At 59.5% G+C, this 23,202-nt stretch carries 21 protein-coding genes; 16 read left to right on the top strand and 5 right to left on the bottom strand.

The genetic code is table 11. From position 1 onward, the window contains the following. The first annotated feature begins 468 nt into the window (after nt 1–468). From NKJ58_RS18835 to NKJ58_RS18825, 3 genes are read left to right on the top strand one after another with little or no spacing between them, the layout of a single operon-like run. Entirely contained in the window at nt 469–969 is a 501-nt protein-coding gene (locus NKJ58_RS18835; RefSeq protein WP_023708031.1) for a hypothetical protein, read from the top strand. Continuing rightward, nucleotides 923–1,438 (top strand): hypothetical protein, encoded by a 516-nt coding sequence (locus NKJ58_RS18830; protein WP_156932383.1) that lies wholly within the window; start codon nt 923–925, stop codon nt 1,436–1,438. The genes NKJ58_RS18835 and NKJ58_RS18830 overlap by 47 nt, the downstream gene beginning before the upstream one ends. Next, nucleotides 1,396–3,207, top strand: a complete 1,812-nt coding sequence (locus tag NKJ58_RS18825; protein ID WP_352853606.1) for a 5'-methylthioadenosine/S-adenosylhomocysteine nucleosidase family protein — start codon at nt 1,396–1,398, stop codon at nt 3,205–3,207. Before NKJ58_RS18830 ends, NKJ58_RS18825 begins: the two co-directional genes overlap by 43 nt. Before the next feature lie 423 nt (nt 3,208–3,630). On the opposite strand, the gene NKJ58_RS18820 is transcribed toward NKJ58_RS18825, so the two are convergent. From NKJ58_RS18820 to NKJ58_RS18805, 4 genes are all read right to left on the bottom strand, one after another. After that, nucleotides 3,631–3,855, bottom strand: coding sequence for a hypothetical protein (locus NKJ58_RS18820; protein ID WP_023708028.1), 225 nt, complete (start codon nt 3,853–3,855; stop codon nt 3,631–3,633). A 208-nt stretch (nt 3,856–4,063) separates the two neighbouring features. Further along, nucleotides 4,064–8,077 (bottom strand): DNA/RNA non-specific endonuclease, encoded by a 4,014-nt coding sequence (locus tag NKJ58_RS18815; RefSeq protein ID WP_084625864.1) that lies wholly within the window; start codon nt 8,075–8,077, stop codon nt 4,064–4,066. Continuing rightward, on the bottom strand, nt 8,074–9,315 hold the full coding sequence (locus tag NKJ58_RS18810) for a caspase family protein (protein WP_023708026.1): 1,242 nt from the start codon (nt 9,313–9,315) through the stop codon (nt 8,074–8,076). Before NKJ58_RS18810 ends, NKJ58_RS18815 begins: the two co-directional genes overlap by 4 nt. Then, a complete protein-coding gene (locus NKJ58_RS18805) occupies nt 9,312–10,610 on the bottom strand; it encodes a hypothetical protein (RefSeq protein WP_023708025.1) in 1,299 nt (432 codons plus the stop codon). Before NKJ58_RS18805 ends, NKJ58_RS18810 begins: the two co-directional genes overlap by 4 nt. A gap of 806 nt (nt 10,611–11,416) precedes the next feature. Here NKJ58_RS18805 and NKJ58_RS18800 point away from each other — a divergent pair. Next, on the top strand, nt 11,417–12,733 hold the full coding sequence (locus tag NKJ58_RS18800) for a hypothetical protein (protein ID WP_023708024.1): 1,317 nt from the start codon (nt 11,417–11,419) through the stop codon (nt 12,731–12,733). Beyond that, the gene (locus NKJ58_RS18795) at nt 12,720–12,917 is read left to right on the top strand and encodes a hypothetical protein (protein WP_156932381.1); all 198 of its coding nucleotides are present in this window, start codon (nt 12,720–12,722) and stop codon (nt 12,915–12,917) included. Before NKJ58_RS18800 ends, NKJ58_RS18795 begins: the two co-directional genes overlap by 14 nt. A gap of 132 nt (nt 12,918–13,049) precedes the next feature. Here the strand turns inward: NKJ58_RS18795 and NKJ58_RS18790 are convergent, their stop codons facing one another. Next, nucleotides 13,050–13,370, bottom strand: a complete 321-nt coding sequence (locus NKJ58_RS18790; RefSeq protein ID WP_023708023.1) for a helix-turn-helix domain-containing protein — start codon at nt 13,368–13,370, stop codon at nt 13,050–13,052. Between the two features lie 136 nt (nt 13,371–13,506). On the opposite strand from NKJ58_RS18790, the gene NKJ58_RS18785 reads away from it, so the two are divergent. The 11 genes from NKJ58_RS18785 (at nt 13,507) to trbJ (ending at nt 23,177) form a co-directional block, all read left to right on the top strand. Further along, nucleotides 13,507–13,746 carry a DUF2188 domain-containing protein gene (locus NKJ58_RS18785; protein WP_023708022.1) on the top strand — a complete coding sequence of 80 codons (240 nt, stop codon included), beginning with the start codon at nt 13,507–13,509 and terminating at the stop codon, nt 13,744–13,746. A gap of 16 nt (nt 13,747–13,762) precedes the next feature. After that, a complete protein-coding gene (locus tag NKJ58_RS18780; RefSeq protein ID WP_031196169.1) occupies nt 13,763–14,032 on the top strand; it encodes a multiubiquitin domain-containing protein in 270 nt (89 codons plus the stop codon). After that, nucleotides 14,007–15,185, top strand: a complete 1,179-nt coding sequence (locus NKJ58_RS18775; RefSeq protein WP_352853604.1) for a ThiF family adenylyltransferase — start codon at nt 14,007–14,009, stop codon at nt 15,183–15,185. Before NKJ58_RS18780 ends, NKJ58_RS18775 begins: the two co-directional genes overlap by 26 nt. Further along, nucleotides 15,178–15,579 carry a ubiquitination-like system serine protease family protein gene (locus NKJ58_RS18770; RefSeq protein ID WP_023708019.1) on the top strand — a complete coding sequence of 134 codons (402 nt, stop codon included), beginning with the start codon at nt 15,178–15,180 and terminating at the stop codon, nt 15,577–15,579. The genes NKJ58_RS18775 and NKJ58_RS18770 overlap by 8 nt, the downstream gene beginning before the upstream one ends. 313 nt (nt 15,580–15,892) lie before the next feature. Then, nucleotides 15,893–17,923, top strand: coding sequence for a conjugal transfer protein TraG (locus tag NKJ58_RS18765; protein WP_023708018.1), 2,031 nt, complete (start codon nt 15,893–15,895; stop codon nt 17,921–17,923). 117 nt (nt 17,924–18,040) lie between these two features. Then, nucleotides 18,041–18,454, top strand: coding sequence for a CopG family transcriptional regulator (locus tag NKJ58_RS18760; protein WP_023708017.1), 414 nt, complete (start codon nt 18,041–18,043; stop codon nt 18,452–18,454). Beyond that, nucleotides 18,451–19,419, top strand: coding sequence for a P-type conjugative transfer ATPase TrbB (gene trbB, locus NKJ58_RS18755; RefSeq protein ID WP_023669259.1), 969 nt, complete (start codon nt 18,451–18,453; stop codon nt 19,417–19,419). The genes NKJ58_RS18760 and trbB overlap by 4 nt, the downstream gene beginning before the upstream one ends. Before the next feature lie 11 nt (nt 19,420–19,430). Further along, on the top strand, nt 19,431–19,739 hold the full coding sequence (locus NKJ58_RS18750; RefSeq protein ID WP_023669260.1) for a TrbC/VirB2 family type IV secretion system protein: 309 nt from the start codon (nt 19,431–19,433) through the stop codon (nt 19,737–19,739). Further along, nucleotides 19,739–20,011, top strand: coding sequence for a VirB3 family type IV secretion system protein (locus NKJ58_RS18745; RefSeq protein WP_023689361.1), 273 nt, complete (start codon nt 19,739–19,741; stop codon nt 20,009–20,011). The genes NKJ58_RS18750 and NKJ58_RS18745 overlap by 1 nt, the downstream gene beginning before the upstream one ends. Beyond that, the gene (trbE, locus tag NKJ58_RS18740; protein WP_023669262.1) at nt 20,005–22,455 is read left to right on the top strand and encodes a conjugal transfer protein TrbE; all 2,451 of its coding nucleotides are present in this window, start codon (nt 20,005–20,007) and stop codon (nt 22,453–22,455) included. The genes NKJ58_RS18745 and trbE overlap by 7 nt, the downstream gene beginning before the upstream one ends. After that, nucleotides 22,452–23,177: a P-type conjugative transfer protein TrbJ gene (gene trbJ, locus NKJ58_RS18735; RefSeq protein WP_023669263.1), complete on the top strand. Its 726-nt coding sequence runs from the start codon at nt 22,452–22,454 to the stop codon at nt 23,175–23,177. Before trbE ends, trbJ begins: the two co-directional genes overlap by 4 nt. The last annotated feature ends 25 nt before the right edge of the window (nt 23,178–23,202 follow it).

The raw sequence follows: 23,202 nt of genomic DNA, 5'->3' as shown, positions 1-23,202 counted from the left end.
GTTTCGCGTCTCCGGGAATGAAACCATCAATGCCTCGTCGCCCATTCTGCAGAAGCCGGGCGAGTAATTCAAGTCTGAGAAGCGTACGGCCGAATACAGGGCCTGTTGTTCCAATCTGAGCAATCGGCCGGCACTGGCGGTGGCGTTGTCGCGACAGGAACAGTTCTCGATCTTTTTACTTCGCCAACCACTGCTTTGCGCCTCAACTCGGTCGCAGAGATCATCATCGACCTCGCCTGAAAGGGGACTTACCTTGGCGGCTACATGTCCCCTGTGCGCCAAACTCGGTCATAGGACGCCAACAGACACCTGTCGGCGCGCTTCCTCCTTTTCGATCGAGGCACCGACTGCGCTAGTTGGATCTGCAATGCATTGCTAGGTCACCGAACGATGTTGTTTGAACACCGAGAATGTGCAAGTAAAACTCGCCTTAAGGAGGCTTGGCCGTTCAAAGCTGGGTGAAAGATCGTGGTGTTCAAGCTCGCGGTTATTGGCAGTTTCCGTCGTCCGAACTATCCAAAAGTCAGGTCAACAATCGAGGTATTCCGGCTTGCGGGCCTTGATGTCACTTCTCCATCCGGAAGCGAAATTATAGGCGGGGAAGAGTTCGTCCGATTCGAGAGCGACCCCCTGGATCAATCCGATGCTCAGATACAGACGGAAACCCTTGAACGAATATTCTCGGCAGATGCTGTCTACGTGATTACCGGCCCGAACGGATATGTCGGCAAAACGACATGCTACGAGATCGGACGAGTGATCCAGCGGCGGCAGCCAGTGTTTTTCGACGATTTCCCCGACGATCTTCCTGTACACATCCCGCCGGCGTATGTGGTGTCGCCGGCAGAATTCGTGATACGCTACTCGGAATTCAGCGAGCGCCCCACTTGGCTATACGAGTCAGGTCAAGGAGATGTTTTCGATGGCGAACGCCGCCTCATCGGGTATGCCGTGGACCAGAAAGAATGATAATTCGTTCAGACGGCGCTTCGTCGTGTGCGGGAGTATGGCGTTCGCCCATAAGATGGACGAAATTTGTTCTCGACTTGCCGAGCACGATGTCCTGGCCGTTGCACCGGACGACGTCGATGCCGGAGCCGACTTCAGCGAGCAGAAGAGCTATCAGAGGTTCAAGAAAGAGGTCTCCAAGAGACACATCAAAAAGGTGCGCGATCCCAGGACGATCGGTATTGTTGTCGCAAACTTCGAAAAGCACGGCACGCGTAGCTACATCGGCGCAAATACGTTTGCCGAGATCGCGATCGCTTTTGCCGACAATAAGGCTATCTTTCTGCTTGACGGCATCCCCAGAAATTTTTCCGACGAGCTGTCAGCATGGGGCGTACACGACCTTAGGGGAAGTCTTGATCCGCTGATTTTCAGGTATCGCGATCTATGTCGAAAGGACCTAAACCAGCTCAGACTTCCCTGTTTCTGAAACCGGCGTCGATCCATCCTCGCGTATTCTTTCTCCACTTTTTCGACATCCACTTCCTCGAAGAACGGGACGAATATGCACGGAGTCGTGGCGCGCTACAGGAAATGGAGTTGGCGGTCAGGTTCGCCGTCATCCTCGGATCACGCATACTTGTGCCAGCGGCATCCTATCAGGAGTCCGACATCGCGGGACGATTGCTAAAGCCGTTCCTGCGCGGTGATACGGCTTCCCTTTTCAAGCTTCTTGGAGGCGGAAGCTCGCTTGAGGAGTTCCGCCTCGACAAGCTGGAGCAGTACCGCCGCGGTTCGGCACAGCACAGGGTGTATTCAAAACCGTCGAGACAGAATGTGGGTTGGGAGCGACGCAAGCGTAGCGCCACTCATGACATCACATCCGACTGGCTGTTGGAAGCGAACAACGAAGGGCTCTACGCCCGCTTCCACGCACTGAAAGCGGATGCAACCTCCGACCTGGAATTCGAGCGTGCTTGGCGTGATGTTCCCGAGCGTCTTGGAAAGGATGCCTTCGTCGTTCCTCACGTGACGGGTCTTCTACCGATCAAAGCCGGCAACATGGCTGCCGAGAACGCGCTTCACAACCTTGTAAATCGCTACTATTTCGGCAGCTATGCCAAGGATTATCAAGCTTCGGCCGTCTTCCAGAATATGGGAATATCAACGGGGGAGGTCATTCCGTCTGCAAAGCCCAGAGACGATATTGATTTTGCGGCGTTGTTGAAACAATGCCGATCGCGCGGAATTCTTGCTGAGATAAGAGATTGCCCTATCGAAAAACTGGAAACGATGGCATTTCATCCATCATTCGAGGAAGCATTCCGATTTTCACAGACAGACGGATATGCATCTATGACTGAAATCCAAAAAACCTTAAGATATAAGGTCGACTTGGCTATCTTGACCGCGCTTCCTAAGGAGCGCGAAGCCGTGGAAGTGGTCTTCGGAAAAGGCCGCGACAAGCAGTTTGATAATGACCCGCATGTTTACAAACTCATAAACTACGAGATCGACGGAATGGTCAAGGAGATAGCCGTGGCCGTTCTAGCCGAGATGGGAAATACACTGTCGGGGGTGACATCTACCGATTTTATGCGGTCGATCGACGCCACTCACACTATCATGGTTGGCATCGCGGGCGGTTGTCCGCTTCCGACCAATGCCCAAGAAGACATCAGGCTAGGCGACGTCGTCATCGGGCAGAGCATCATGGAAATCGACTTCTTGAAGCGGAAGCCGGACGGCAGCATCGAATACAGAGACTCGCCGCAGAAGGTGTCGTATTCGCTGACGCAGATGGTCCGTAACTTGCAGTCCCACCTGAAAGGATTCGACACCGGATGGGTGTCTTACCGGAATGAGGCCTTCAAAGCCTACGGCCTATCGACTGATGCATTGCCCCCCGACGTACTCTTAGGCGCAGACGGAGAACCAGTCGTGCGGTTATCTGACCCGCGTCGATTGATGTCGCCCACGGTCGTCCATTTCGGACGAGTCGGTGCAGGTGATACCCTTCTAAAAGACCCAGTGGTCCGGGACGAGCTGCGCGCTAAGTACGGCATTCTGGCCGTGGAAATGGAAAGTGCGGGCCTGCGCGATGCAGGCTGGTCGCGATCCCAAGAGATTGGCGTCGTCCGTGGGATCGTCGATTACTGTGATGGCCACAAGAACGACGATTGGCATATCATCGGTGCTCTGAACGCCGCGGCGGTGACAAGGCTGCTATTCGAAAAGATGATTGCAGCGGTGAAATAAGAGCTCATGTCCACAATGGGTTGATGGCCGCTTTTGTATGTTGGGATCGGAAGCTGTCAGACCGCTATCGGCTCCAAAGCGGTCGTTGGATAGTTCTACAAATCGCAAATGAACTTTCTGGGTAGCGCCTCAGTCGGAATTGCGGGCCTTATGGACAAGGTGGGGCACTAGATTCGGCAGTTGATTGGGTTACATGTGGTGTTAGCGGCCGATGATTTGTGCCCAGCCATTGCGCTTGGGCTTGGCTCATACCCTAGAGCGGACGCGTGTCTCCGCCTCGAGAAAATTGCACCGATCAAGCTTTCCTGGCGGAAGTTGTCTACGACCTTCAGCCGATCTTTACCGTAGAACTGCGCAGGCGCACGGACGTTCCGTGCCACGGCGAGGTGTGCAACCCGCTCAACTCGTGATTGGAGGACAGCGTCACACGCACTTTTTGCGGTCGGTTGCCTCGACACCGAGCGGGAACGCCTGGCCGTCCTTCAGGAAGTATTCCCGGCGACAAGTTGGCCTACTTGTTAACTTCACCGATCGCACGACATGGAAGTAATTAAAGAACGGTGTTAGAGACGCCACGACGATCGCGATCGTCGCGGTGACGGCACTGTAGGGAATCTGGCTAAGCCTTAATCGCAACTTCTCAAGCATAGTCGTAATGTCCCATCTCGGCGCTGGAGCTTGACGGTTCGCCCAGAGCAAGCGAGCGTGAAGTTAGCGCCATCGCCACTGGTGAGAACCGGGGCAGGTGAAAGCGGCCACCGCATTCGAACATCGCGCACGCTAGTGCAAACGACCAATTTGGGGTCCGAAGCCGAGCGGCAGCTATCCCCTCCACGCCCACGGCAACGAGCCAGCGTCACGATTGCATGCGAGCGATTCGGACGATTTCGTCGCCATTCGGCTTGCCGAATTGATCTGCTTGGCGCAGCACCTCCGAAAATCGGATCGTGTTGCCGAGGCGCTCCTCGAGCGTGGAGATTGCGACCATCCTGCGCCGCCACTCGCGGGTCGGCTCGAACTCGAAGGCAGACGGTTCCATCGCTTCCTCAACAGCCGGTGTTTCTAGGCGGAGATCGCTAAGATCCTGATCTAGGACAAAGGCGAAGGTCTGCAACGATCCCGCCTCGGCGGCGACAACAACCTTCCAGTAGCTCCTGGGAATTTTGACCCGAAGCGGACCGTCCTCACCCACGCCATGGAACTCGCGGTCCGTCTGCTGAAAGATCGGCCCGGCGAAGACGCAATAGGTTTCCACCTTGGCCTGCAAAAGCACGAAGTTTTCGAGATCTCCCCAATTGTCGACCCCTCGTGCCGATTGATTGTAACCTGACACCTGAGGCGAGCAGTTGGTTGTGTGGTAGGTATCGCCGTTGGCCCGCTGGATCTGAGCGAAGGATGTGCCGAAGCAAACATCGTCGCGCCGCACGACGTGGCCTTTGTCGAACGCGCCTCGATCGTTGCTGTAGAATTTGTCGGGCAGTTGATGCGAGCTTGGAATTCGGGCTTCCGTGACCCATTCCTCTATATTGTTCGGACCAAGTCCGGTCAGCCCCTTGCGCGAATAGTCACGTCCCGGTTCGGGACGGCGGCTTGCCTGACGACCATCTACGTTTGAGGCGGTGAACAGCGCGAGGCGGCGCGACTTGTGCATGACGATGGAGAAATGCTCGTAGGGGATTGCCTGGCGACCATCGGCCATAGTCGAAACGGTAGTGGGATCCGCTACTGTGGGAAGTGGGACAAAAAAATTAGGTCCGAGAAACGCCGGATCATAGCCGGCTCGGGATGCGTAGTTGCGGTCGACGATCGGCTGCTTGGGCGTGAGCCGCTCGAGGAGGTCTGTCCGAGCACTTGTCGCCGGAGCAACCGGCCGCGCCTGCACCGCGTCGGGAGTTCCCAGCCTGACGGAAATAGTGAGAGGCACGTTGAAGACGATTTCGCCGGCTATCGTGCTCTGAGCCGGCGAAGCGGCTCGCGAAGCATTCGGTTCGTCAAGTGCGCTGGACGTGCTTGATGTCATTGGTTGGGAGTCTCCTGGCGAATTCAAGATCGCGGCCGGGCTCGGCTGGGTCTCCGGCGCCAAAATCGGAGGCGTCAACAGTTGGTCGAGCAAAGCCTGTTGTTGCGGCGACAGGCTGGTGAGACTGCGGAGCCGGGCGATGATACTGCTGATTCTGGCACCTTCGTTGGCGATCCATTTTACCGCGGCTTCGCCCATGTCGGGCGTCCATATCCGATCATCGCGGCTGAGAATTCGGCCATTGGCATCCCGGGCTGCCACGCCGGAATGATGAAGTGCGATCATTTCCCACTGATTGTTGAACACCGGCGACCCCGAGGAGCCAGGCAGGGTGTCCGTCCGATAATGAAGGAAATTCTCGAGCCGATCAATCAGTTCGTTTTGCTGAAGCGCGATCTGTTTTGGACGCCCGTCAGGATGCTGGACGATGTTGACGGATTCGCCTAGCACCACCTTGCCGAGCTCTTCAGTGAGGCGATTGAAGCCGAAATCACCAATTGAGGACCGGCCATCCTGCGATCGCTCGGTAACGGCGACGATGGTGAAGTCGAGATCGGGATCCGTGTAAAAGAACATGCTAGGCTCGAGCCTGAAGACGCTGAGGGGGAGCGGCCGTCCGTCCTCCCCGGTTTCATAGTCAAACTCTACCTCGGAGAACTGCGCCGCGAGAATGTCAGGAAACACGTGATTGTTGGTCATCACCAGCCGCGGCGATACCAGCGAAGCCGTGCCGAATCCCAGCGTCGCGCCCGCCGGACCGCGGACGACGACGCGCGCGACCGTGCGAGAGACCTTGGTGCCAATTTTCAGGAATGCGGTACCCAGCAGATTGTCACCGCCGATGATCCGCTCGAGAACAATTGGATCGACTGTGCCTAGCGTTTCGAGCTGATTTCCGCCGGGCCCACTCGCCAGGATATCGCGGACGCCGGGCTGTGATAGCACGCGCTGGCTCCGCAACGCGATCCTGTCTTGGTCATCGACCTCTAGCAGGCTTCCCTTCCGCTCCTTGGCCTTGTCTATCTTTTCGATGTGAGCGGTTCGTTCCGCCGTGCGCTCAGCAAAGCGCTGCTCCGTGGCAGCGAGAACCGCCTCCGGCAACGCCAGGCTTCGTGCGGTCGGACGGAGCGAGGGCTCCGCAGCACCCTGGGTCTCGAGCGGCATGGTTGGCGTATTTCCTCTCGCCTGGCGTGGGTTCGGCATAATCGCAGCGCCGTTCGGGTCGAGGCGCAGGGTAAGCAGGCCCAAGCCGGGTTCACCGCCGCGAAAGTCACGAACCACCTCGCTGCCCGGCCTGTTTGGCGAAACGCCGGTGTAGCTGAGCAGCTGCCGATTATTGCTCGAATATTCGCAGAACTTGCGCAGCAATGCGGTCAGGCCGCGAGCTCGCTGCAATGCGTCCCGACTGAGCGAGCTTTCGAGCGTTCGCAGATAAAGGTCGAGCCGATCCATCACGTATCCGAGGCCTTCGGTGAACATCGGCAGCCCACGCCCGGAAAGAAGCAAGAAAGCGTCGAGGGCCTCGTCGTGCCTTCCCAGCCGTGCGAGATGCTCTCCGCGGACCACCGCCCCATCCGGCAGCCATTCGAATCGGTTTGAAAGATTCTTGGTCCAGCTGTCCGGCAGCCGGTCCAACTTATTGAATCGGAGCAGAGTATAGCCGCCGACGACCGCAGCGACCGGATCTTCGAATTTCTCCGAAAGCAGGTGGTGGGCGGTTAAAGTCTGACCATCGCCAAGGCTGGTCTCAACCTGCCTGAGCTCTCCCATCGCGCGATAACGAAGCAGCGAGTTGGCGGCAGCACTGTCGAGATGAACATCGATCGAGATCACGTCCACATCCGACGTCGGATTCAGCGGTGCCGCAAGTCTCGAAATCTCGACTAGGCAGCCATGTTCGGTAGAAACCGGAAGGGCGATATTCAGTGGCGGCCGGCCGGCCTCGATGACCTGCAGCGTGCATGGGGAGTCGTTGCCATTGATCGCGATCCGGATGCTCCGATCTGCGACGCTCGCTATCCATGGCGTGTTGTCGACCACCAGGCTCGATTTGAAAGAGAGTGGGTTGCCGCGGAAGAAAGCGAGCTGAACGTCAAGCGGTCCGGCAGCGGCCTGCACTTCCGCTTGCGAAGCGATGGCCGGCGCCGTGGCCGGTCCCGCCGGCCCCATGACTTCGAGGGCGGCAAGGCGGCCCGCGGCGCGCGTTGGTGGCGGCATGCCTGACTGCAATGCGGCGAATTCGGCAAGCAGCAAGACGCTCTCCGACTCCCCCAGTGCGGCCATGGTGAAGCCGCTCGGGGCCGCGCCCAGCATCTCGAGGCCGCCCTGCCGGGCGCCGGAGCGAGCGTCGCGGGGTGCGGATTCGAACGTACTGGCGCCAGTGCCCGTCGTAGCCGCGAACGCGCTGGCCGGATCCTGCGACAGCGGCACGGGCGATCTCCAGCCCGCTTGGTCAACCGGCGGCGCTGAGCTAAGCGCAGTCCTGACCGGTAGGCCCATATACTCGGTTCTCTCGTCCGTCTCCCTAGCCGAGCGCTGCGACTCGCGGACGGAAAGCTGTACCTCGACAGGTAAGGACGAGGGATTCTTCGGGATCTTTACCGCTTGAGACAGATTCTGGCCGCCCGGCAGGGAGGCCACAACATAATATTGACCGGGCGGCAGCTCACCAACGGTTTGCAAGCTTGTGGTCCTGGCCATGACCGTGGAATCGAGCGCTCTGACCTCCAGCGGGATTTCCAGGTCCTTCAACTCGTTCGACCGGAAATCCGTGGTGAATTTGAGCGAGCCGGTCTTTCGACTCGGCCGCCCTCGGCGCGAGGTGGGTGATGTCGGTCGCGCGGCGCTCATGACAGCCTCACCTTCGTCCGGCAACGCAGAGGCTCGACCGTGTGAGTGAATTGGTCGGCTTCACGCAGCCCGTCTATCTTCGGATTTACTACGGCACCGATCTCGTAGATTCCGGCGGGGACGTCCCTTCGGAAGGGATGAGAATCACGGTTCGACCTGAACTGGGCGAGGGCCGCTGCCGCGCCGCCCATCTTCAGTTCCACTGTGGTGCTGCCGAGCGCACGCTCTGGATCGACTTCAATCTGCAGTTGAACGGTCGGAGTACCATTGATGTGGGTAAGTACGGCATCGTTGCCGCCACCATCCATGGTCCAGCTCTGCTGACCGCCATATTCCCGGTTGACCTCATCGAGCACCATCGGCAGTCCTTGGGCGATCGACTGCGTGGAGACATACCAGTGGTTCGCCGCCCGGCCGTTAGCCATTCGATCGGGCGGGAAAGCGGCCCGACCCGCGAGACAACGGAGCAATGCTATGCTGAACAGGGTCTGCACCCGGGGAACCGCCTGCGCCTTACCGTCAGGTGGCGAGGCGAAGAAGATCGGCGCCCGGCGATCGTCAAGGCCGCTTGCATGAACTTGGAAGACATCTCCAGCACGCACATTCTCCAGCGAGAGGTTGGCCGGTGGCAGGTTCCGGCAGGCGTCGACGAAGTAGAATTGGGTCCGCGCGATGTCCGGATGTGCTAACGAGGGCGCCATTCCGTTGCGCAAGACGCTGCAATCCACGGAATGCAGCGACACCGGGCCGATGTCACCGAAGCTGTCGAGCAGCAAGGCCTGGTTATTGCGTGTGATCTGTATGCCATGGCCGGCAAAGTAGAACAGCGTGCTATGGTTTTTGTTGGTCGCGGCATCGTTCCGCCAGGCTTCGGCCGCAGCCCGGAACAGGGGCATAGAGCAATTGGGCGGGGCCAACGCAGCAATCCCAGGCGCACGTCCAGCACTGTCCGATCGTTCTTCAGCGGAGGGCGTCAGCAGCAGCCGACAGGTCGCGAGCGGCTGTTCGAGCAGGCCGTTCTGACTAGCGTTAATCAACCAGTAGAACATGAGGTAGGCAGTCAGTGAGGTCGACGACAACGGCACCATGCCAAGCCCGTTCGCGCTCGGCAGTTTCGGATAGGCGCTCACGCCCGCGATCAGCGCGTGCAGGCCCGGCTTGCCCTCAAGCTGCTTCCGGGCGTCATAGACCAGGAATGGTTCCGCAGGTGATCGCTCATGCGGAGGAACGATGCTCATACTCTTTGCTCCAGTTCCTTGGCGATAAGCGTGTAGAAGCTTGGCCGCTTGAGGTAAGCGCCATGTGCTTCAAGTGTGCTAGCTCCTGACTTGAACCTCAGGTCTTTGATGACGAAGCGAGGATCCGCACTCTCTAATACGGGCGCAATGAGGAAGCTCAGCACGTCGACCGGGTCGTAGACGTTGAGCCAGGTCTTCACTCGCCCGCCGAACGGCTTGACCTTCGCCGGCGGGCCGAGTGCCGGGTCGCTCGCCAGGAACAGCTTCATCTCCTCGAACTGGCCGACCTGACCGCCGACCGAGATCCAGGCATCGACTTCCAATGCAGGATCGAACGTCGTCAGCAGATCGTACAGAATGTTGCCGCCCATCGAATGGGTGATTAGAACCAGCGGCCCGCCGCTCTTACGTGCCTTGTGGATTTCATCAAGAACGAGCTTCGGGATAGGACCCGGAGATGCCCGATCTCCGCGATGCTGGAGATAAGCGAAAACGTCGCCGAGGAACCGCCCTATCTGGGCGTGGAGCCGCGCCCGATAGGCATCAAGCGTGCCAGCCGAAAGTGCTCTTCCCGCTTTCGACTTTGCGCGATCGAACAATTGCTGGATCCGGTCTTTCGCGCCGGTTAGCCAGGACGGGCCAAGTTCCTCAAGGTTGGCGCCCTCCCCGGCGTCGGCGGGTTTGGCTGCAAGGCTGGCACGTTTGGTGAAGCGTTCAGCGAGGCGGTCGCGAAGAAGGTCAAGTGCGGCGTTGCCGGAAGGCGCCGCTTGCACTTCAGCCACAACGGCTGAGTCCGCTGCAATTTCCTGCGCTGCGGCAAGCAGCATCCCTTCAAGCGCACCGTGCGCTTCGGCGTCCAGCGTGGGTCCGCGATCGACCAGAGGTTCTTCCGAATAGATAAGCGGCGCCAACACCGCCTCGAGAAGCGCCTGCACATCGCGTCGCGCGGCCGCTGCGATCGGATCGGCCGCACCGAGAGCCTCAAGTTCGCTAGCCGTCCCACGTTGCTCCTTCAGCAGCATCGTCAATTCCAGGTCGGACTGGAAATTGCTTTGCGCCGTCCCGAGGTCCTCCAGGAGGCTGACGTTCGGCACCGTCGCCTGCCCCCAGGCGTGGGTAACGCCCAGTCCGCCCCAATACGGGTTGATGATTTTCAGCCCGCCATAACGCGGATTTCGCTGTGCCAAGGGTTTTAGGAGGAGGCTCCGGATCAGCTCGTCGCGTGCGGCCACGTCGCGGTCGTAGCTTGGGTCGTCTTTGCGAACATTCACGCCGTGGATGAAGCATACTGGCATCACATCCCCCGCAGAAAATGAAACCTTCCGCTCAGTAGTCACGCTATGCCGGAGCGGCCAATATTATTGTGAAGTCTGGCTCAAACAACAAGTTGTTAGTGCTATACACGAAATCAGGCTATATGTAGCGGATGAAGCCCGATCATGCAACTCGCATCAGTTCGCGGCGTTTCTTCACGCGAAAAGAAACTCTAGCGCCGAGCCGGCGATCATCCCCGTCGTCCGGGGTGCAGCATCACTAACGGAGAAACGCGACCCGGCGCTCTGCGTCGTTCCGGCTGTCAGAGACGGGCGATCTGATCTACATACTACGGCCCCCATCGCACCTAGTCCGCTGATCTCGCCGGCTAACCTTCTGGTACACGTCAAACTTGAGAGACGTTGGACGAATCGGCACTACGCGTCAGGCCATCCGAGCATGTCCTCTTCACAGGCGCGGTTGATGCAAGCGGCCAATCAACTTTCGGCCCGATGTTTCCAGTCTGCAATGCGCCTCAACTCGGCCGTTCGAGTGCGGCAGCATAGTTTCTGAAACCTGCCATTCGCCGAGTCAATTCGATACGCGGGCGTCCGGGGCCTTGTATTACTCTAGGGTCGCGCTAAGGCTCGTTGGCACAGCTTGGCCCCACAATTTTGTGAAGAATAGTGAAGTAATCACTTCCCTTGCCGGCAAAGCCGCGTAAGCTCACAAAAGAATCGAGCCGAATTATGGGGAGTGGGCGGCTTTTGATGAGGGCACGTTTTCAGTCCGAAGCCGATCCGGCTTCGGCATTTTTCAACATGATGCCAATTGACGCTGTAGCGCCATGACAGCGGAAATCGCCATCCTAAATAAATCCGCAGTGGCCTTGGCCGCTGATAGCGCTGTCACGATTTCGGCGGGTGATGTCGAGGAAAAAACCTACGATTCCGCCGAAAAGCTCTTCGATTTGTCCCATCGGGACCCTATCGGGGTCATGATTTACAACGGCATGCAGTTCATGCAGGCGCCGTTACAGATTCTGATCAGCGACTATCGACGCGACTGCAAGTCCTTCCCGCGATTGCAAGATGCGGCACTGGATTTTTTGACATATCTCAACGCGTGGGGAAACGATGCCTCAGCGAAGGTCCAGACAGCCGCGGTCGAATCAATCCTCATGCCGTTGATCCGCCAGATCAACGAGCGCATCACGACAAGGCTTGAACGTCTGCTGAAGGACTTCAAGAAAAGCATGCATCTGGAGACCGAACTCAACAGAATTGTTGATCTCGTGCTGGCGACGTTCGAGCAGATCTACCGGCGCGTCAAGCCCGCCAGGTTCATCGGCGGTTCCGCTCCGAGGATTACAAAAGGTCGTGAAGCTCAAATCCGCGAGATCGTTGAACAGAACTTTATGCGTGCGGACGACCGGGGTTTTACAGATCGCGTCGTCGCTTTGACCAAGCGCGCGGTTCTGAGCGAGACCAGGACGGGCTCGCAAACGGGCATCGTCATCGCCGGGTTCGGGTCTAGGGACCTTTTTCCTTCACTGATCTCCTTCGAAATCGACGGCGTGGTGTTCGGAAAGTTGAAATACGCCCGGACCAACTTTGTCGACATCGATCGCGACGGCGAGCGGTCGCGTGTCCTGCCGTTTGCGCAGAGGGAAATGGTGGAACGGTTCCTGTACGGCCTTGATGAGGGTATCGAGAGACACATAACGACCTTCGTGAACAACACGATTTCAAGCATCTCGAAAGATATCATTGCTCAACTGGATATGCCCGAGGCGGAGCGGCGGCTACTGATCCGGCAAGCTGGCGAGGCCGAGACAGCCTTCAACAAAAGGTTGCGTGAGGAGGAATTTGAGGAAATCCGTTCACAATCCCGCAAGGAGATTGAGGACATGGTCGAATTCATGCCAAAGTCCGAGCTGGCCTCTATGGCGGAGGCCCTCGTTAACCTGACGTCATTGAAACGTCATGTCTCGCGTGGCATGCAGACCGTTGGTGGCCCGATCGATGTCGCGGTCATTTCGCGGGCCGACGGCTTCATATGGGTGAAGCGGAAACATTATTTCGAGCCCGAGTTGAACCTTCGATACGTGCACCGCGTTCGATCAAATCTGATGATGACAGAGAGCCGCGATGATGAAGCGTAATTCTGCATTCAAGCGTCTGATCAATCGTGAAGAGGAGAGGCAGGGCCTGGCACCTGAGCCTTTGCCGGAAAAGCTGGCCCGCAGCATTGCGGATACGCAAAAGGCGATTCGCGACGTCTTCAAAGGGTCCTCCAAGATACGGGCGACGCTTAAATCACATGGTTCTGGCAACCACAGAAGCTGAGTTCGCCCGGAAACAGGTCATCGTTTCGGAAACGGCGGCCCCAGCACTCTCAGGCGACCCGCCGAACATCGGGGGCGAAACCCCGCGTTGAGAAGCGCCCGCAATTGCAATTGCCGCAGCGTGGGCGCCCGCTTACTGCTCATCGTCCTTTATGACCGCGAACATCTGGCGCAGACGTGCCTTGGTCTTCGGCCGCTGCGCTCTGTACTCCCTGTAGAACGCCTGATCTGCAGCATCCTCCAATTCGACATCGTCGGTCAGGAAATAATCGGTGGTGACGCCGAGCGCCGTGGCGATCTTGCTGATTTTGTCGCCGGACGGTCGTGGCGGCTCCTTGTTCTCAAGCTCCCAGATATAGCTCTTGCTGGAGTCAGCGAGCTCCGCAAGCCTGTCCAGCGTGTAGCCCTTATCTTTGCGCAGCGCGCGAATCTTGTTGCCGAGCGGCGTGGTCACGATTGCCTCTTTCTGTCGTTTTCCTCTGTTCAGAGTAGCAGCACAGAGAGTGCTTGACAATCGATATGCGAGACGGCATACCTGTTCGGAGTAGACGTACTTCCCATACCGAAACCAACGAAAGGATACAAGACATATGGCGTCACAGAAGACCATCGGTACGCATCATGTGGTTCCCAACCACGATGGCGGCTGGGACGTGAAGAGGGGCGGAGGCCAGCGGTCGTCCGGTCACTTCGACAGCAAGAAAGAGGCGGTAGACTTCGGCCGCGGGGTCAGCCGCAACCAATCGACCGAGCTCAAGATTCACAACCGTGACGGCAAGATCGCGCAGAGCGATAGCCACGGCCACGACCCCAATCCGCCGCGCGGCTAAGCGAAAGGACAGCACAATGGCGCAGGAAGATGATAACAAGGGCCACGACGAGACCATCACGGTCGTGGTCAACGGCACGCCGCACGAGGTGCCGAAAAAAGACGAACTGACTTATGTCGAGGTCGTTACCCATGCTTATCCGGACTATCCCCAAAATCCGGGCGCGACTTATTCGGTCACCTACACCCGGGGCCACAACGACCGAGATGGAATCCTCTCCCCCGGAGGCACCGTCAAGGCAAAGGATGGGATGGCGTTCCGTGTTAATCGCACTAGCGAATCATAATCCCGACATAAAACGGCTGCTCGACCGGGGCTTCGCGCTCCGGTTCGACAGCGGATATTTGGTTGTCCGCGACATTCCCTACCTCAACGCGCAACTGGAGCTGTGCACGGGCGCTTTTGTGACTAAGCTTGTCTTCGTCGACGCTGAAAAGGTCCAGCAAGACGACCATCAGGTCTTCTTCGCTGGTGGGGTTCCCCATGAGGCCGACGGGCGGCCGATCCCGAACCTGGGCGGTGGCCCGAGAACCTTGGCCCTGACCAGAGATGACGTGTTGGTTGAGCGCTCGTTCTCGAACAAACCGCCAACCGGTTTCCCGGATTTCTTTGAGAAAATCCAGCACTACGTAGCTCTGCTGTCCGGTCCGGCCGCGAGCCGCTACCCGCAAGCGACACCCCTCACGTTCGCGGTCGACCACGATGTGGTCGCAGATAGTGTCTTCACCTATCAGGACACGTTAACTAGCCGCGCGGAGATTGGCGATTTGGCGGCGCGGTTCAAAGATGAGGTGGTCGCAATCATCGGGCTCGGTGGGACCGGTGCCTATGTGCTTGACTTCATGGTCAAGACGAATGTGCGCGAAATCCGCGGTTTCGACGCCGACGTGTTCCACGTCCACAATGCCTACCGATCTCCCGGCCGGCTTCAGGAAGACGATTTCAAGCGGGCCAAGGCCGACCTGTATCAAGATCGCTATGGCAACTTCCGGAGCGGGTTGAAACTTGAAAGGAAATTCATCGACCAGTCGTCAACTGAGGAGTTGCAAGGCGTCACCTTCGCCTTCGTCTGCGTCGATAAGGGGTCGGCCCGCGCCGGAGTTTTCGACCTGCTCATCGGCCTGAAGATTCCCTTCATCGACGTCGGCTTGGGTTTGAACCGCCAGCAGTCTGCGCTGGCAGGCATGCTGCGCGCAACAGTCTATCTGCCTGACGACGCCGAAGAGATCAGGGCCAAGGCTCTATCCGAGACCGCTGATCAGCCCGGCGATGAATATCGCACCAACATACAGATATCCGAGTTGAACGCGATGAATGCCTGCATCGCGGTGATCCGATACAAACAATACCGGGGTTTTTACGTCGAGGACCATCCAGCCTACCACATCTTGATGGACACAACCATGCCACGCTTTTTCGTCGAGACGCGCCATGAATGATATCCGGCTTCAAAAGGTCCATTTCGTGCCCAAGGAGCTTGATAAAGGCGTCCTGTATGTGTCCGATGAATACCAGGTTGCGGTGCACCTGTGCGCCTGCGGCTGCGGCTGCAAAGTGGCTATACCTCTCGGACCTGCGGAATGGCGGTTTACCGAACGTGGCGGCAGGCCGTCACTACAGCCGTCAATAGGCAGCGGGCAACTTCCCTGTAATTCCCACTACATCATCCGCGACGGACGGATCTTGTGGGAGCCCAAAATGACCGCGGCCCAGACGGTTACAGGCATGCTGAGGGATGAAAGGCGTAGGCAGGCCTACTATGAGGCCCATAGGCCACTGCCTGGCTTCTTCGCAAGTATATGGCAGCTTGTCCGGCGTCTGTTCGGGTTATAGCCCACCTTCGGTGAGCCTCAGTGTGACATTTTTCTTTCGCACTGAGGCTCTCATCGTGCCGGTACTTTTCGTACGGACAGACCGTGACGAGGGCGGCTTTTTCGCAATCATGTTTCCGAAAGCTGCCTGTCCGCAGTCGGCCCAATACAAGTCATTCGCTCGTCGCCCTTCGCGATGACACTTCTTGGCGCCCCAGTCTTCCAAGCCTGCAACGTTCACTGCATCGCACGGGCGCGTATATTGGGTATCTTCATATTCTGAAACGTCACGTCATGCTGCTTCCATCTGCTACCAAACAGTGGAGGCTGTGCCCGTGACACCGACGAAGCTCCTTGTCGGCCAGATCGTAGTTGTGTTCGCCATCGTCATCGTTGGCGTATGGGCGGCAACGCAATGGTGCGCCCACATGCTGGACTATCAGCCGCAGCTTGGCGCGCCATGGTTTGCCGCGGCGGCCCGGCCGATCTACAAGCCGTGGAAATTCTTCGAATGGTGGTTTCAATTCGACGCCTATGCGCCTGAGGTCTTCGACAAGGCCGGCATGCTTGCCGGAGCCAGCGGATTCCTGGGGTGTGCGGCCGCAATAGCTGGCTCCCTCTGGCGCGCGCGGCAGAGGGGGTTGGTCACCACCTACGGTTCCTCACGATGGGCCGCGGCTCGGGAAATCGAGAAGGCAGGCCTGTTTGAGCCGGCCGGCGTTTTCCTTGGCAAACTGAAGGATCACTATCTGCGACATGACGGGCCGGAACATGTCATGGCCTTTGCGCCGACACGTTCGGGCAAGGGCGTGGGATTGGTCGTTCCAACGCTTCTTTCCTGGACCGGCTCGGCCGTCATTCACGACATCAAAGGCGAGAACTGGCAGCTGACTTCCGGCTGGCGGTCGAAGTTCTCTTTCTGCCTCTTGTTCAATCCGACCGACTCGAGGTCGGCGCGCTATAATCCGCTGCTGGAAGTGCGCAGGGGTTCAGATGAGATCCGCGACGTTCAGAACATCGCGGACATTCTCGTCGATCCGGAAGGCGCCCTGGAGCGGCGAAACCATTGGGAGAAGACTAGTCATTCACTCTTGGTCGGGGCCATCTTGCACGTGCTCTACGCGGAAGAAGAAAAGACGCTTGCCCGCGTCGCCACTTTCCTGTCGGATCCGCAACGCTCGTTTGCCACGACACTGCTGCGGATGATGACCACCAACCACCTCGGCACGGCCGACACACCTCGGGTCCATCCCGTCGTGGCTTCGGCGGCTCGCGAGGTGCTGAACAAGTCAGAGAACGAGCGTTCTGGCGTTCTCTCGACCGCCATGTCGTTTCTCGGGCTCTATCGTGATCCGACGGTTGCCTCGGCAACATCGGCCTGCGACTGGCGCATCGCCGACCTCATGGATGCGGAACGACCGATGTCGCTCTATCTGGTGGTGCCGCCATCGGATATCTCGCGCACCAAGCCACTGGTGCGACTGGTGCTCAATCAGATCGGCAGGCGACTGACGGAGCGGCTGGAAGGTGACCCGAAGAAAAGCCGCAAGTACCAACTGCTCATGATGCTAGACGAATTTCCGGCTCTTGGTCGCCTCGACTTCTTCGAGACCGCGCTGGCCTTCATGGCGGGTTACGGCATCCGCGCCTATCTGATCGCGCAATCCTTGAACCAGATCTCCAAAGCCTATGGCGAGAACAACGCCATTCTCGACAATTGCCATGTGCGCATTGCCTTTTCCTCCAACGACGAGCGCACGGCCAAACGCATATCGGATGCGCTCGGTACAGCGACGGAACTCAGGTCCATGCGCAACTACGCCGGCCACCGGCTGGCTCCCTGGCTTTCGCACGTCATGGTCAGTCGCCAGGAGACTGCTCGCCCGCTGCTGACGCCTGGCGAAGTGATGCAGTTGCCGCAAGCTGACGAATTAATCCTCGTTTCGGGGTTGCCGCCGATCCGCGCCCAGAAGTTGCGCTATTACCAGGATCCGAATTTCACCGAACGGGTGCTGCCGGCGCCGGTGTTGCGCGACGGTCTGTACGCGGACTGTCCTGCGTCGCGCCCCGACGATTGGAGCGGACAAGTCCGCAGTGTTGACCGCCGTCTCGCTGCCGATGACGAACACGCCGGCGCGGCAATCGAAGAAGGGAGCGGCGTGCAACAGCAGCGTCATCCCGGCCTGCCTGAAGACCACGTCGTCGTCTCTCGGGAGCCTGATCAGGATGACCTCTTCAATCTGTCGGACGATGACGCCGAGGCACTCGCAGACAAGCGCGTCATGGACCGGGTTTCTACCGCGGCGAGCGCCTACGGCCTCAGCGAGGGAAGGGGCGACGACAAGGACATCATCCCCGGCTTCTGAACGCTTTCCGCAACTGAGGCGTATCTCGGCGTAGATAACGCCCATAAGCGATTTTGCGGATCTCGGCGATGTTCGTTCGCACCGGCGCATCAGCGCCGGCCAGTCGGAACGAGACGTATGAAGCCCCATCGCATTCGCCACCAGTTTCTGCTCGAACCCGAATTGAGCGAGAAGCTGGAAACCCTCAGCCGCAACCCGTCGACCACGAAATCGGCAATCGTCGCGAAAGCGGTCGAGGCCTTCATCGAACGGCGTGGTGAAAACGAGCTCGACCAGCGCTACGGCAAGCGGCTGGACCGTCTTTCCCGCGATCTCGACCATGTCAGGCGCGACGCCGAAATAACTCTGGAGAGCCTGGCGCTCTTAATCCGCTTTTCAATCACGCTTCATGCGCACACGCCAATTCCGGATCGGGCGACACAGGCGATCGCCCAAGAGCGCTTTGACAAATTCGTCGAGCAGGTCGGTCGCCAGATAGCCTCCGGGAAGCGCTCGCTTGGTTACGGCAATGGCAACGGAGGCGAAGGATGAACTCTCATCCCGCAGCGGACCACCGCCGCCGAGCCATGCTGCGCACAGCCATGGGCGCCGCGATCACCGAGGCCCTTGCCGATCCGACCGTCATCGAGGTGATGGTCAACCCCGACGGCGCGCTGAGGCTCGACCGGTTGGGAGAAGGCCGGGTCGATACAGGCGTGCATATGCATCCTGCCGAGGCGGAACGCATCATCCGGCTCGTCGCCTCCCATGTACGCGCCGAGGCGCATGCAGATAGTCCGATTGTCAGTGCCGAATTGCCATCAGGCGAGCGCTTCGAGGGTCTGCTACCGCCGGTCGTGCTGGCGCCATGCTTCGCCATCCGCAAACCGGCGGCAAAACTCTACACGCTGGCCAACTACGTCGCCGATCGCGTCATGCTCCCGCTGCAGGCTGATGCCCTGAGGAAGGCAGTGCGCGAGCGGCGCAACATCCTGGTCGCCGGCGGCACATCGTCGGGCAAAACGACACTTACCAATGCTCTACTGGCAGAAGTCGCCGAATGCGATGAGCGGGTGATCCTGATTGAGGACACCCGCGAGCTGCAATGCGCGGCCAAGGACTGCGTTGCCATGAGGACGAGGCGGGGCTCCATCACACTCGCCGATCTCGTACGCTCGACCTTACGGCTGAGGCCCGACCGCATCATCGTCGGCGAAGTCAGAGGCGCGGAAGCGCTCGATATGCTGAAGGCATGGAACACCGGACATCCCGGCGGCATTGCCACGGTTCACGCCAATTCGGCACGCTCCGCACTCTATCGTATTGAGCAGCTCGCCCAGGAAGCCGTTGTCACCGTTCCCCGCCGGCTGATCGCCGATGCCGTCGACTTGGTCATCTTTATTGCCGGAAGAGGACCCGCGCGCCGCGTTGACGCGATCGCCGAGGTCACGGGTCTCGACGGCAGCGGCGATTACGCCGTCACCCCGCTCACACTTCCGCAACTCCAGCAGCTCTGAAAGGTCACCTCATGCGCAAGAAGCTTCGCTTTCTTTCGTTCGCCGCCGTCGCGCTTCTTCTCACGGCCCAGGCCCACGCTGCCGGCTCCGGCATGCCGTGGGAACAGCCGCTGCAGCAGATTCTGGAATCGGTGCAGGGGCCGGTCGCCAAGATCCTCGCGGTGATCATCATCATCACCACCGGTCTGACCCTTGCCTTCGGCGACACGGCGGGCGGTTTCCGCCGGCTGATCCAGATCGTCTTCGGCCTGTCGATCGCCTTCGCGGCCTCGAGCTTCTTTCTTTCCTTCTTCTCCTTTGGCGGCGGGGCAGTCGTCTGATGAGCACCGGAGAGCAGCATATCGAAGGCTTCGAGGTTCTGGTCCATCGGGCGCTCACCGAGCCAATCCTGCTCGGCGGCGCGCCGCGGGCGGTGGCGATCCTCAATGGCACGGTGGCCGCGGCCATCGGCCTAGGCCTGCAGCAGTGGATTGCCGGTCTGATCCTCTGGATCGCCGGCCACACGCTCGCGGTCTTTGCCGCACGGCGTGATCCGGATTTTGCCAGCGTGCTTGTCCGTCATCTTCGTCAAAAGGGCTGGCTTGCATGCTGAAGCTTTCCGAATACCGCGGCAAAGCCGACCGGCTTGCCGACCATCTGCCCTGGGCAGCACTCGTCGCGCCCGGCATCGTGCTCAATAAGGATGGCAGCTTCCAACGGACATTGCGGTTTCGTGGCCCCGACCTTGAAAGCGCGACGGAGGCCGAACTCATCGGCATATGCGCGCGGGCAAACAATGCGCTGAGAAGGCTCGGCTCTGGCTGGGCATTATTCTTCGAGGCCGAGCGCATCGAAGCGCTGGGCTATGCGAGCTCGGCCCTTCCCGATGCTGCCTCATGGCTGATCGATGAGGAACGGCGCGCGGCCTTCGAGGGCAAGGTCGCGCATTTCGAGAGCATCTATCATCTGACCTTGGTCTTCATGCCTGGGCCCGATGGCCAAGCGCGCGCGGAAAGTGCTCTCGTCGACTCGCATGACTTGGGAGGGGAAAGAGACTGGCGCCAGGAGCTTGCCCGGTTCCGAGACGAGACTGACCGCGTTCTCGATCTTCTTTCGGGCTTCGTGCCCGAGGTGCGCGCGCTCGACGATGCCGAGACCCTGACCTACCTGCACGGCACGATCTCGACACGCCGTCATCCGGTCGCCGTGCCGGAAACGCCAATGTATCTCGACGGCGTCCTGGTTGACGCGCCGCTGACCGGCGGCCTAGAGCCGATGCTGGGCGAGCAGCATCTGCGCACCCTCACAGTTCTCGGCTTTCCGAACGTCACCCGGCCAGGAATCCTTGATGCGCTCAATAACCAGGATTTCGCCTATCGCTGGGTGACGCGCTTCATTCCACTCGACAAGGCGGAAGCCACGAAGACGCTGACTCGGCTCCGGCGGCAGTGGTTTGCCAAGCGCAAATCGATCGCGGCTATTCTGCGCGAGGTGGTGACCAACGAACCGGTGCCTCTCGTCGACAGCGACGCCGACAACAAGGCGCTCGATGCCGATGCAGCACTGCAGGCATTGGGCGGCGATCATGTCGGCTTCGGCTATCTCACCACAACGGTGACGGTGTGGGATCAGAACCGTAAAGCCGCCGCGGAAAAGCTTCGCGCCGTCGAGCGGATCGTCAACGGGCTCGGCTTCACCACCATTCGCGAAAGCATCAATGCCGTCGAAGCGTGGCTTGGTTCATTGCCGGGTCATGTCTACGCCAACGTTCGCCAGCCGCTCGTTCACACGCTTAACCTTGCCCATCTCGTGCCGCTGTCGTCCGTGTGGGCAGGTCCAGCGGAGAACGAGCACCTTGCCGAGGTCACCGGCGATTACGCTCCGCCGCTTCTTTTCGCCGAAACCAGCGGCTCGACGCCGTTTCGGCTTTCGACCCATATCGGCGATGTCGGCCACATGCTGATTGTCGGGCCGACCGGTGCCGGCAAGTCGGTTCTGCTTGCCCTGATCGCTTTGCAGTTCCGGCGCTACGCTGGCGCGCAAATCTATGTCTTCGACAAAGGCAATTCGGCCCGCGCCGCCGCGCTTGCCATGGGCGGCGACCACCATGCGTTGGGTGCGAATGGTGCGCTTGGTTTCCAGCCGCTGCGCCACATCGACGACCCGGCCACACAGAGCTGGGCGGCCGAATGGATCGCCGGCCTCATTGCCCACGAGAATGTCACCGTCACCCCGGAGGTGAAGGAGGCAATCTGGTCGGCGCTCACCAGCCTCGCCACCGCGCCGGCGCAGGAACGCACGCTGACTGGCCTGTCGGTCCTGCTTCAGTCCAATGCGCTCAAATCGGCATTGATGCCCTACACGCTCGACGGACCATTCGGCCGCCTTCTCGATGCCGATGACGACCGGCTGGCCATCTCGGATGTGCAGTGTTTCGAAACCCAGGAGCTGATGCACAGCCAAGGCGCTGTGCTGCCTGTGCTCACCTATCTGTTCCATCGTCTTGAGGACCGGTTTGACGGGCGGCCGACGCTGCTCATGCTCGACGAGGCCTGGGTCTATCTCGACAACCCGCTCTTTGCCGCCCGCATCCGCGAATGGCTTAAGGTGCTGCGTAAGAAAAACGTCTCCGTCATCTTCGCGACGCAGTCGCTTGCCGACATCGCCGGCTCTTCTATCGCACCCGCAATCATCGAGAGCTGCCCGCAGCGCATTTTTCTCCCCAATGATCGTGCGGTGGAGCCGCAGGCACGGGCAGCCTATGAGCGCTTCGGTCTTAATGAGCGACAGATCGAATTGGTCGCCCGCGCCACGCCGAAGCGCCACTACTATCTGCAGTCGCGCCGCGGCAATCGCCTCTTCGAGCTCGGGCTAGGCCCGATCGCTCTTGCGCTTTGCGGCGCCTCCGACCCGGCCGCGCAGACCCTGATCGACAATATTCTTTCCGAAGAAGGGCAGGGCAGCTTTGCCGCCCGTTTCTTCAGTGCGCGCGGCCTGGATTGGGCTGCCGAGCTTCTCCAGCAATTTCCTCAACCTAACAAGGAGCAATCGTCATGATCGGACGCCGCCTTTTTACTAGCCTGGTCACCGTTTCCCTGATTGCCAAACCGATGGCTGACTACGTCCAGCCGGCCTATGCGCTCATCGTATTTGACCCGTCCAACTATACGCAAAATGTGCTGTCGGCAGCACGCGCATTGGAGCAGATCAACAACCAAATCCAGTCGCTTCAGAACCAGGCGACCATGCTGCAGAACATGGCGCGCAACCTTCAGCGCCTGGATTTCTCTTCCGTGGGCCAGCTTACCGGCTCGCTCCAACGGATTGACGGTCTGATGACCCAGGCGAGCGGCCTGAGCTTCGATCTCGACAAGCTGCAGGACCAGTGGCGCCAGCAATATCCGGAAAGCTACGACGCCACCATCAAGGTCAGCGATGTGGCGAGCGCCGCGCGCGAGCGCTGGCAGAGCGCCATGCAGGCGTTCCGCCAGACCATGAGCGCGCAGTCGCAGATCGTCGAGAACGTGCAGGCCGATGGCGACCTGCTTACCGATCTCGTCAATCGCAGTCAGGGCGCGGCAGGTGCCCTCGAGGCAAGCCAGGCTACCAATCAGCTGATCGCGCTTTCGACCAAGCAGCAGATGCAGATCCAGACGCTGCTTGCGACCCAGTTCCGGGCCGAAGCCGAGGATGCGGCGCGCAAGGCGCAGTCTGAGGAAGCCGCTCGCGAGACGACGAAGCGTTTCCTGGGCACCGGCACGGCTTATCCCGGCAACTGAGCGGCAGTTCTTCAAGACAACGAGG

The organism is Mesorhizobium sp. M0139 (assembly GCF_040322455.1).
In the GTDB taxonomy this organism is placed as follows: Bacteria; Pseudomonadota; Alphaproteobacteria; order Rhizobiales; family Rhizobiaceae; genus Mesorhizobium.
Note: the sequence above shows the minus strand (reverse complement) of the source record. Positions and strands in the feature narration are given on the sequence as shown.

Bases quoted from the DNA above. Each gene is read 5' to 3' on its own strand.
- NKJ58_RS18825 (WP_352853606.1), top strand. From the start codon at position 1,396: ATGTCGAAAGGACCTAAACCAGCTCAGACTTCCCTGTTTCTGAAACCG.
- NKJ58_RS18760 (WP_023708017.1), top strand. From the start codon at position 18,041: ATGAAGCCCCATCGCATTCGCCACCAGTTTCTGCTCGAACCCGAATTG.
- NKJ58_RS18800 (WP_023708024.1), top strand. From the start codon at position 11,417: ATGACAGCGGAAATCGCCATCCTAAATAAATCCGCAGTGGCCTTGGCC.
- NKJ58_RS18795 (WP_156932381.1), top strand. From the start codon at position 12,720: ATGATGAAGCGTAATTCTGCATTCAAGCGTCTGATCAATCGTGAAGAG.
- NKJ58_RS18820 (WP_023708028.1), bottom strand. From the start codon at position 3,855: ATGCTTGAGAAGTTGCGATTAAGGCTTAGCCAGATTCCCTACAGTGCC.
- NKJ58_RS18750 (WP_023669260.1), top strand. From the start codon at position 19,431: ATGCGCAAGAAGCTTCGCTTTCTTTCGTTCGCCGCCGTCGCGCTTCTT.
- NKJ58_RS18810 (WP_023708026.1), bottom strand. From the start codon at position 9,315: ATGAGCATCGTTCCTCCGCATGAGCGATCACCTGCGGAACCATTCCTG.
- trbB (WP_023669259.1), top strand. From the start codon at position 18,451: ATGAACTCTCATCCCGCAGCGGACCACCGCCGCCGAGCCATGCTGCGC.
- trbJ (WP_023669263.1), top strand. From the start codon at position 22,452: ATGATCGGACGCCGCCTTTTTACTAGCCTGGTCACCGTTTCCCTGATT.
- NKJ58_RS18830 (WP_156932383.1), top strand. From the start codon at position 923: ATGGCGAACGCCGCCTCATCGGGTATGCCGTGGACCAGAAAGAATGAT.
- NKJ58_RS18805 (WP_023708025.1), bottom strand. From the start codon at position 10,610: ATGCCAGTATGCTTCATCCACGGCGTGAATGTTCGCAAAGACGACCCA.
- trbE (WP_023669262.1), top strand. From the start codon at position 20,005: ATGCTGAAGCTTTCCGAATACCGCGGCAAAGCCGACCGGCTTGCCGAC.
- NKJ58_RS18745 (WP_023689361.1), top strand. From the start codon at position 19,739: ATGAGCACCGGAGAGCAGCATATCGAAGGCTTCGAGGTTCTGGTCCAT.
- NKJ58_RS18780 (WP_031196169.1), top strand. From the start codon at position 13,763: ATGGCGCAGGAAGATGATAACAAGGGCCACGACGAGACCATCACGGTC.
- NKJ58_RS18785 (WP_023708022.1), top strand. From the start codon at position 13,507: ATGGCGTCACAGAAGACCATCGGTACGCATCATGTGGTTCCCAACCAC.
- NKJ58_RS18815 (WP_084625864.1), bottom strand. From the start codon at position 8,077: ATGAGCGCCGCGCGACCGACATCACCCACCTCGCGCCGAGGGCGGCCG.
- NKJ58_RS18770 (WP_023708019.1), top strand. From the start codon at position 15,178: ATGAATGATATCCGGCTTCAAAAGGTCCATTTCGTGCCCAAGGAGCTT.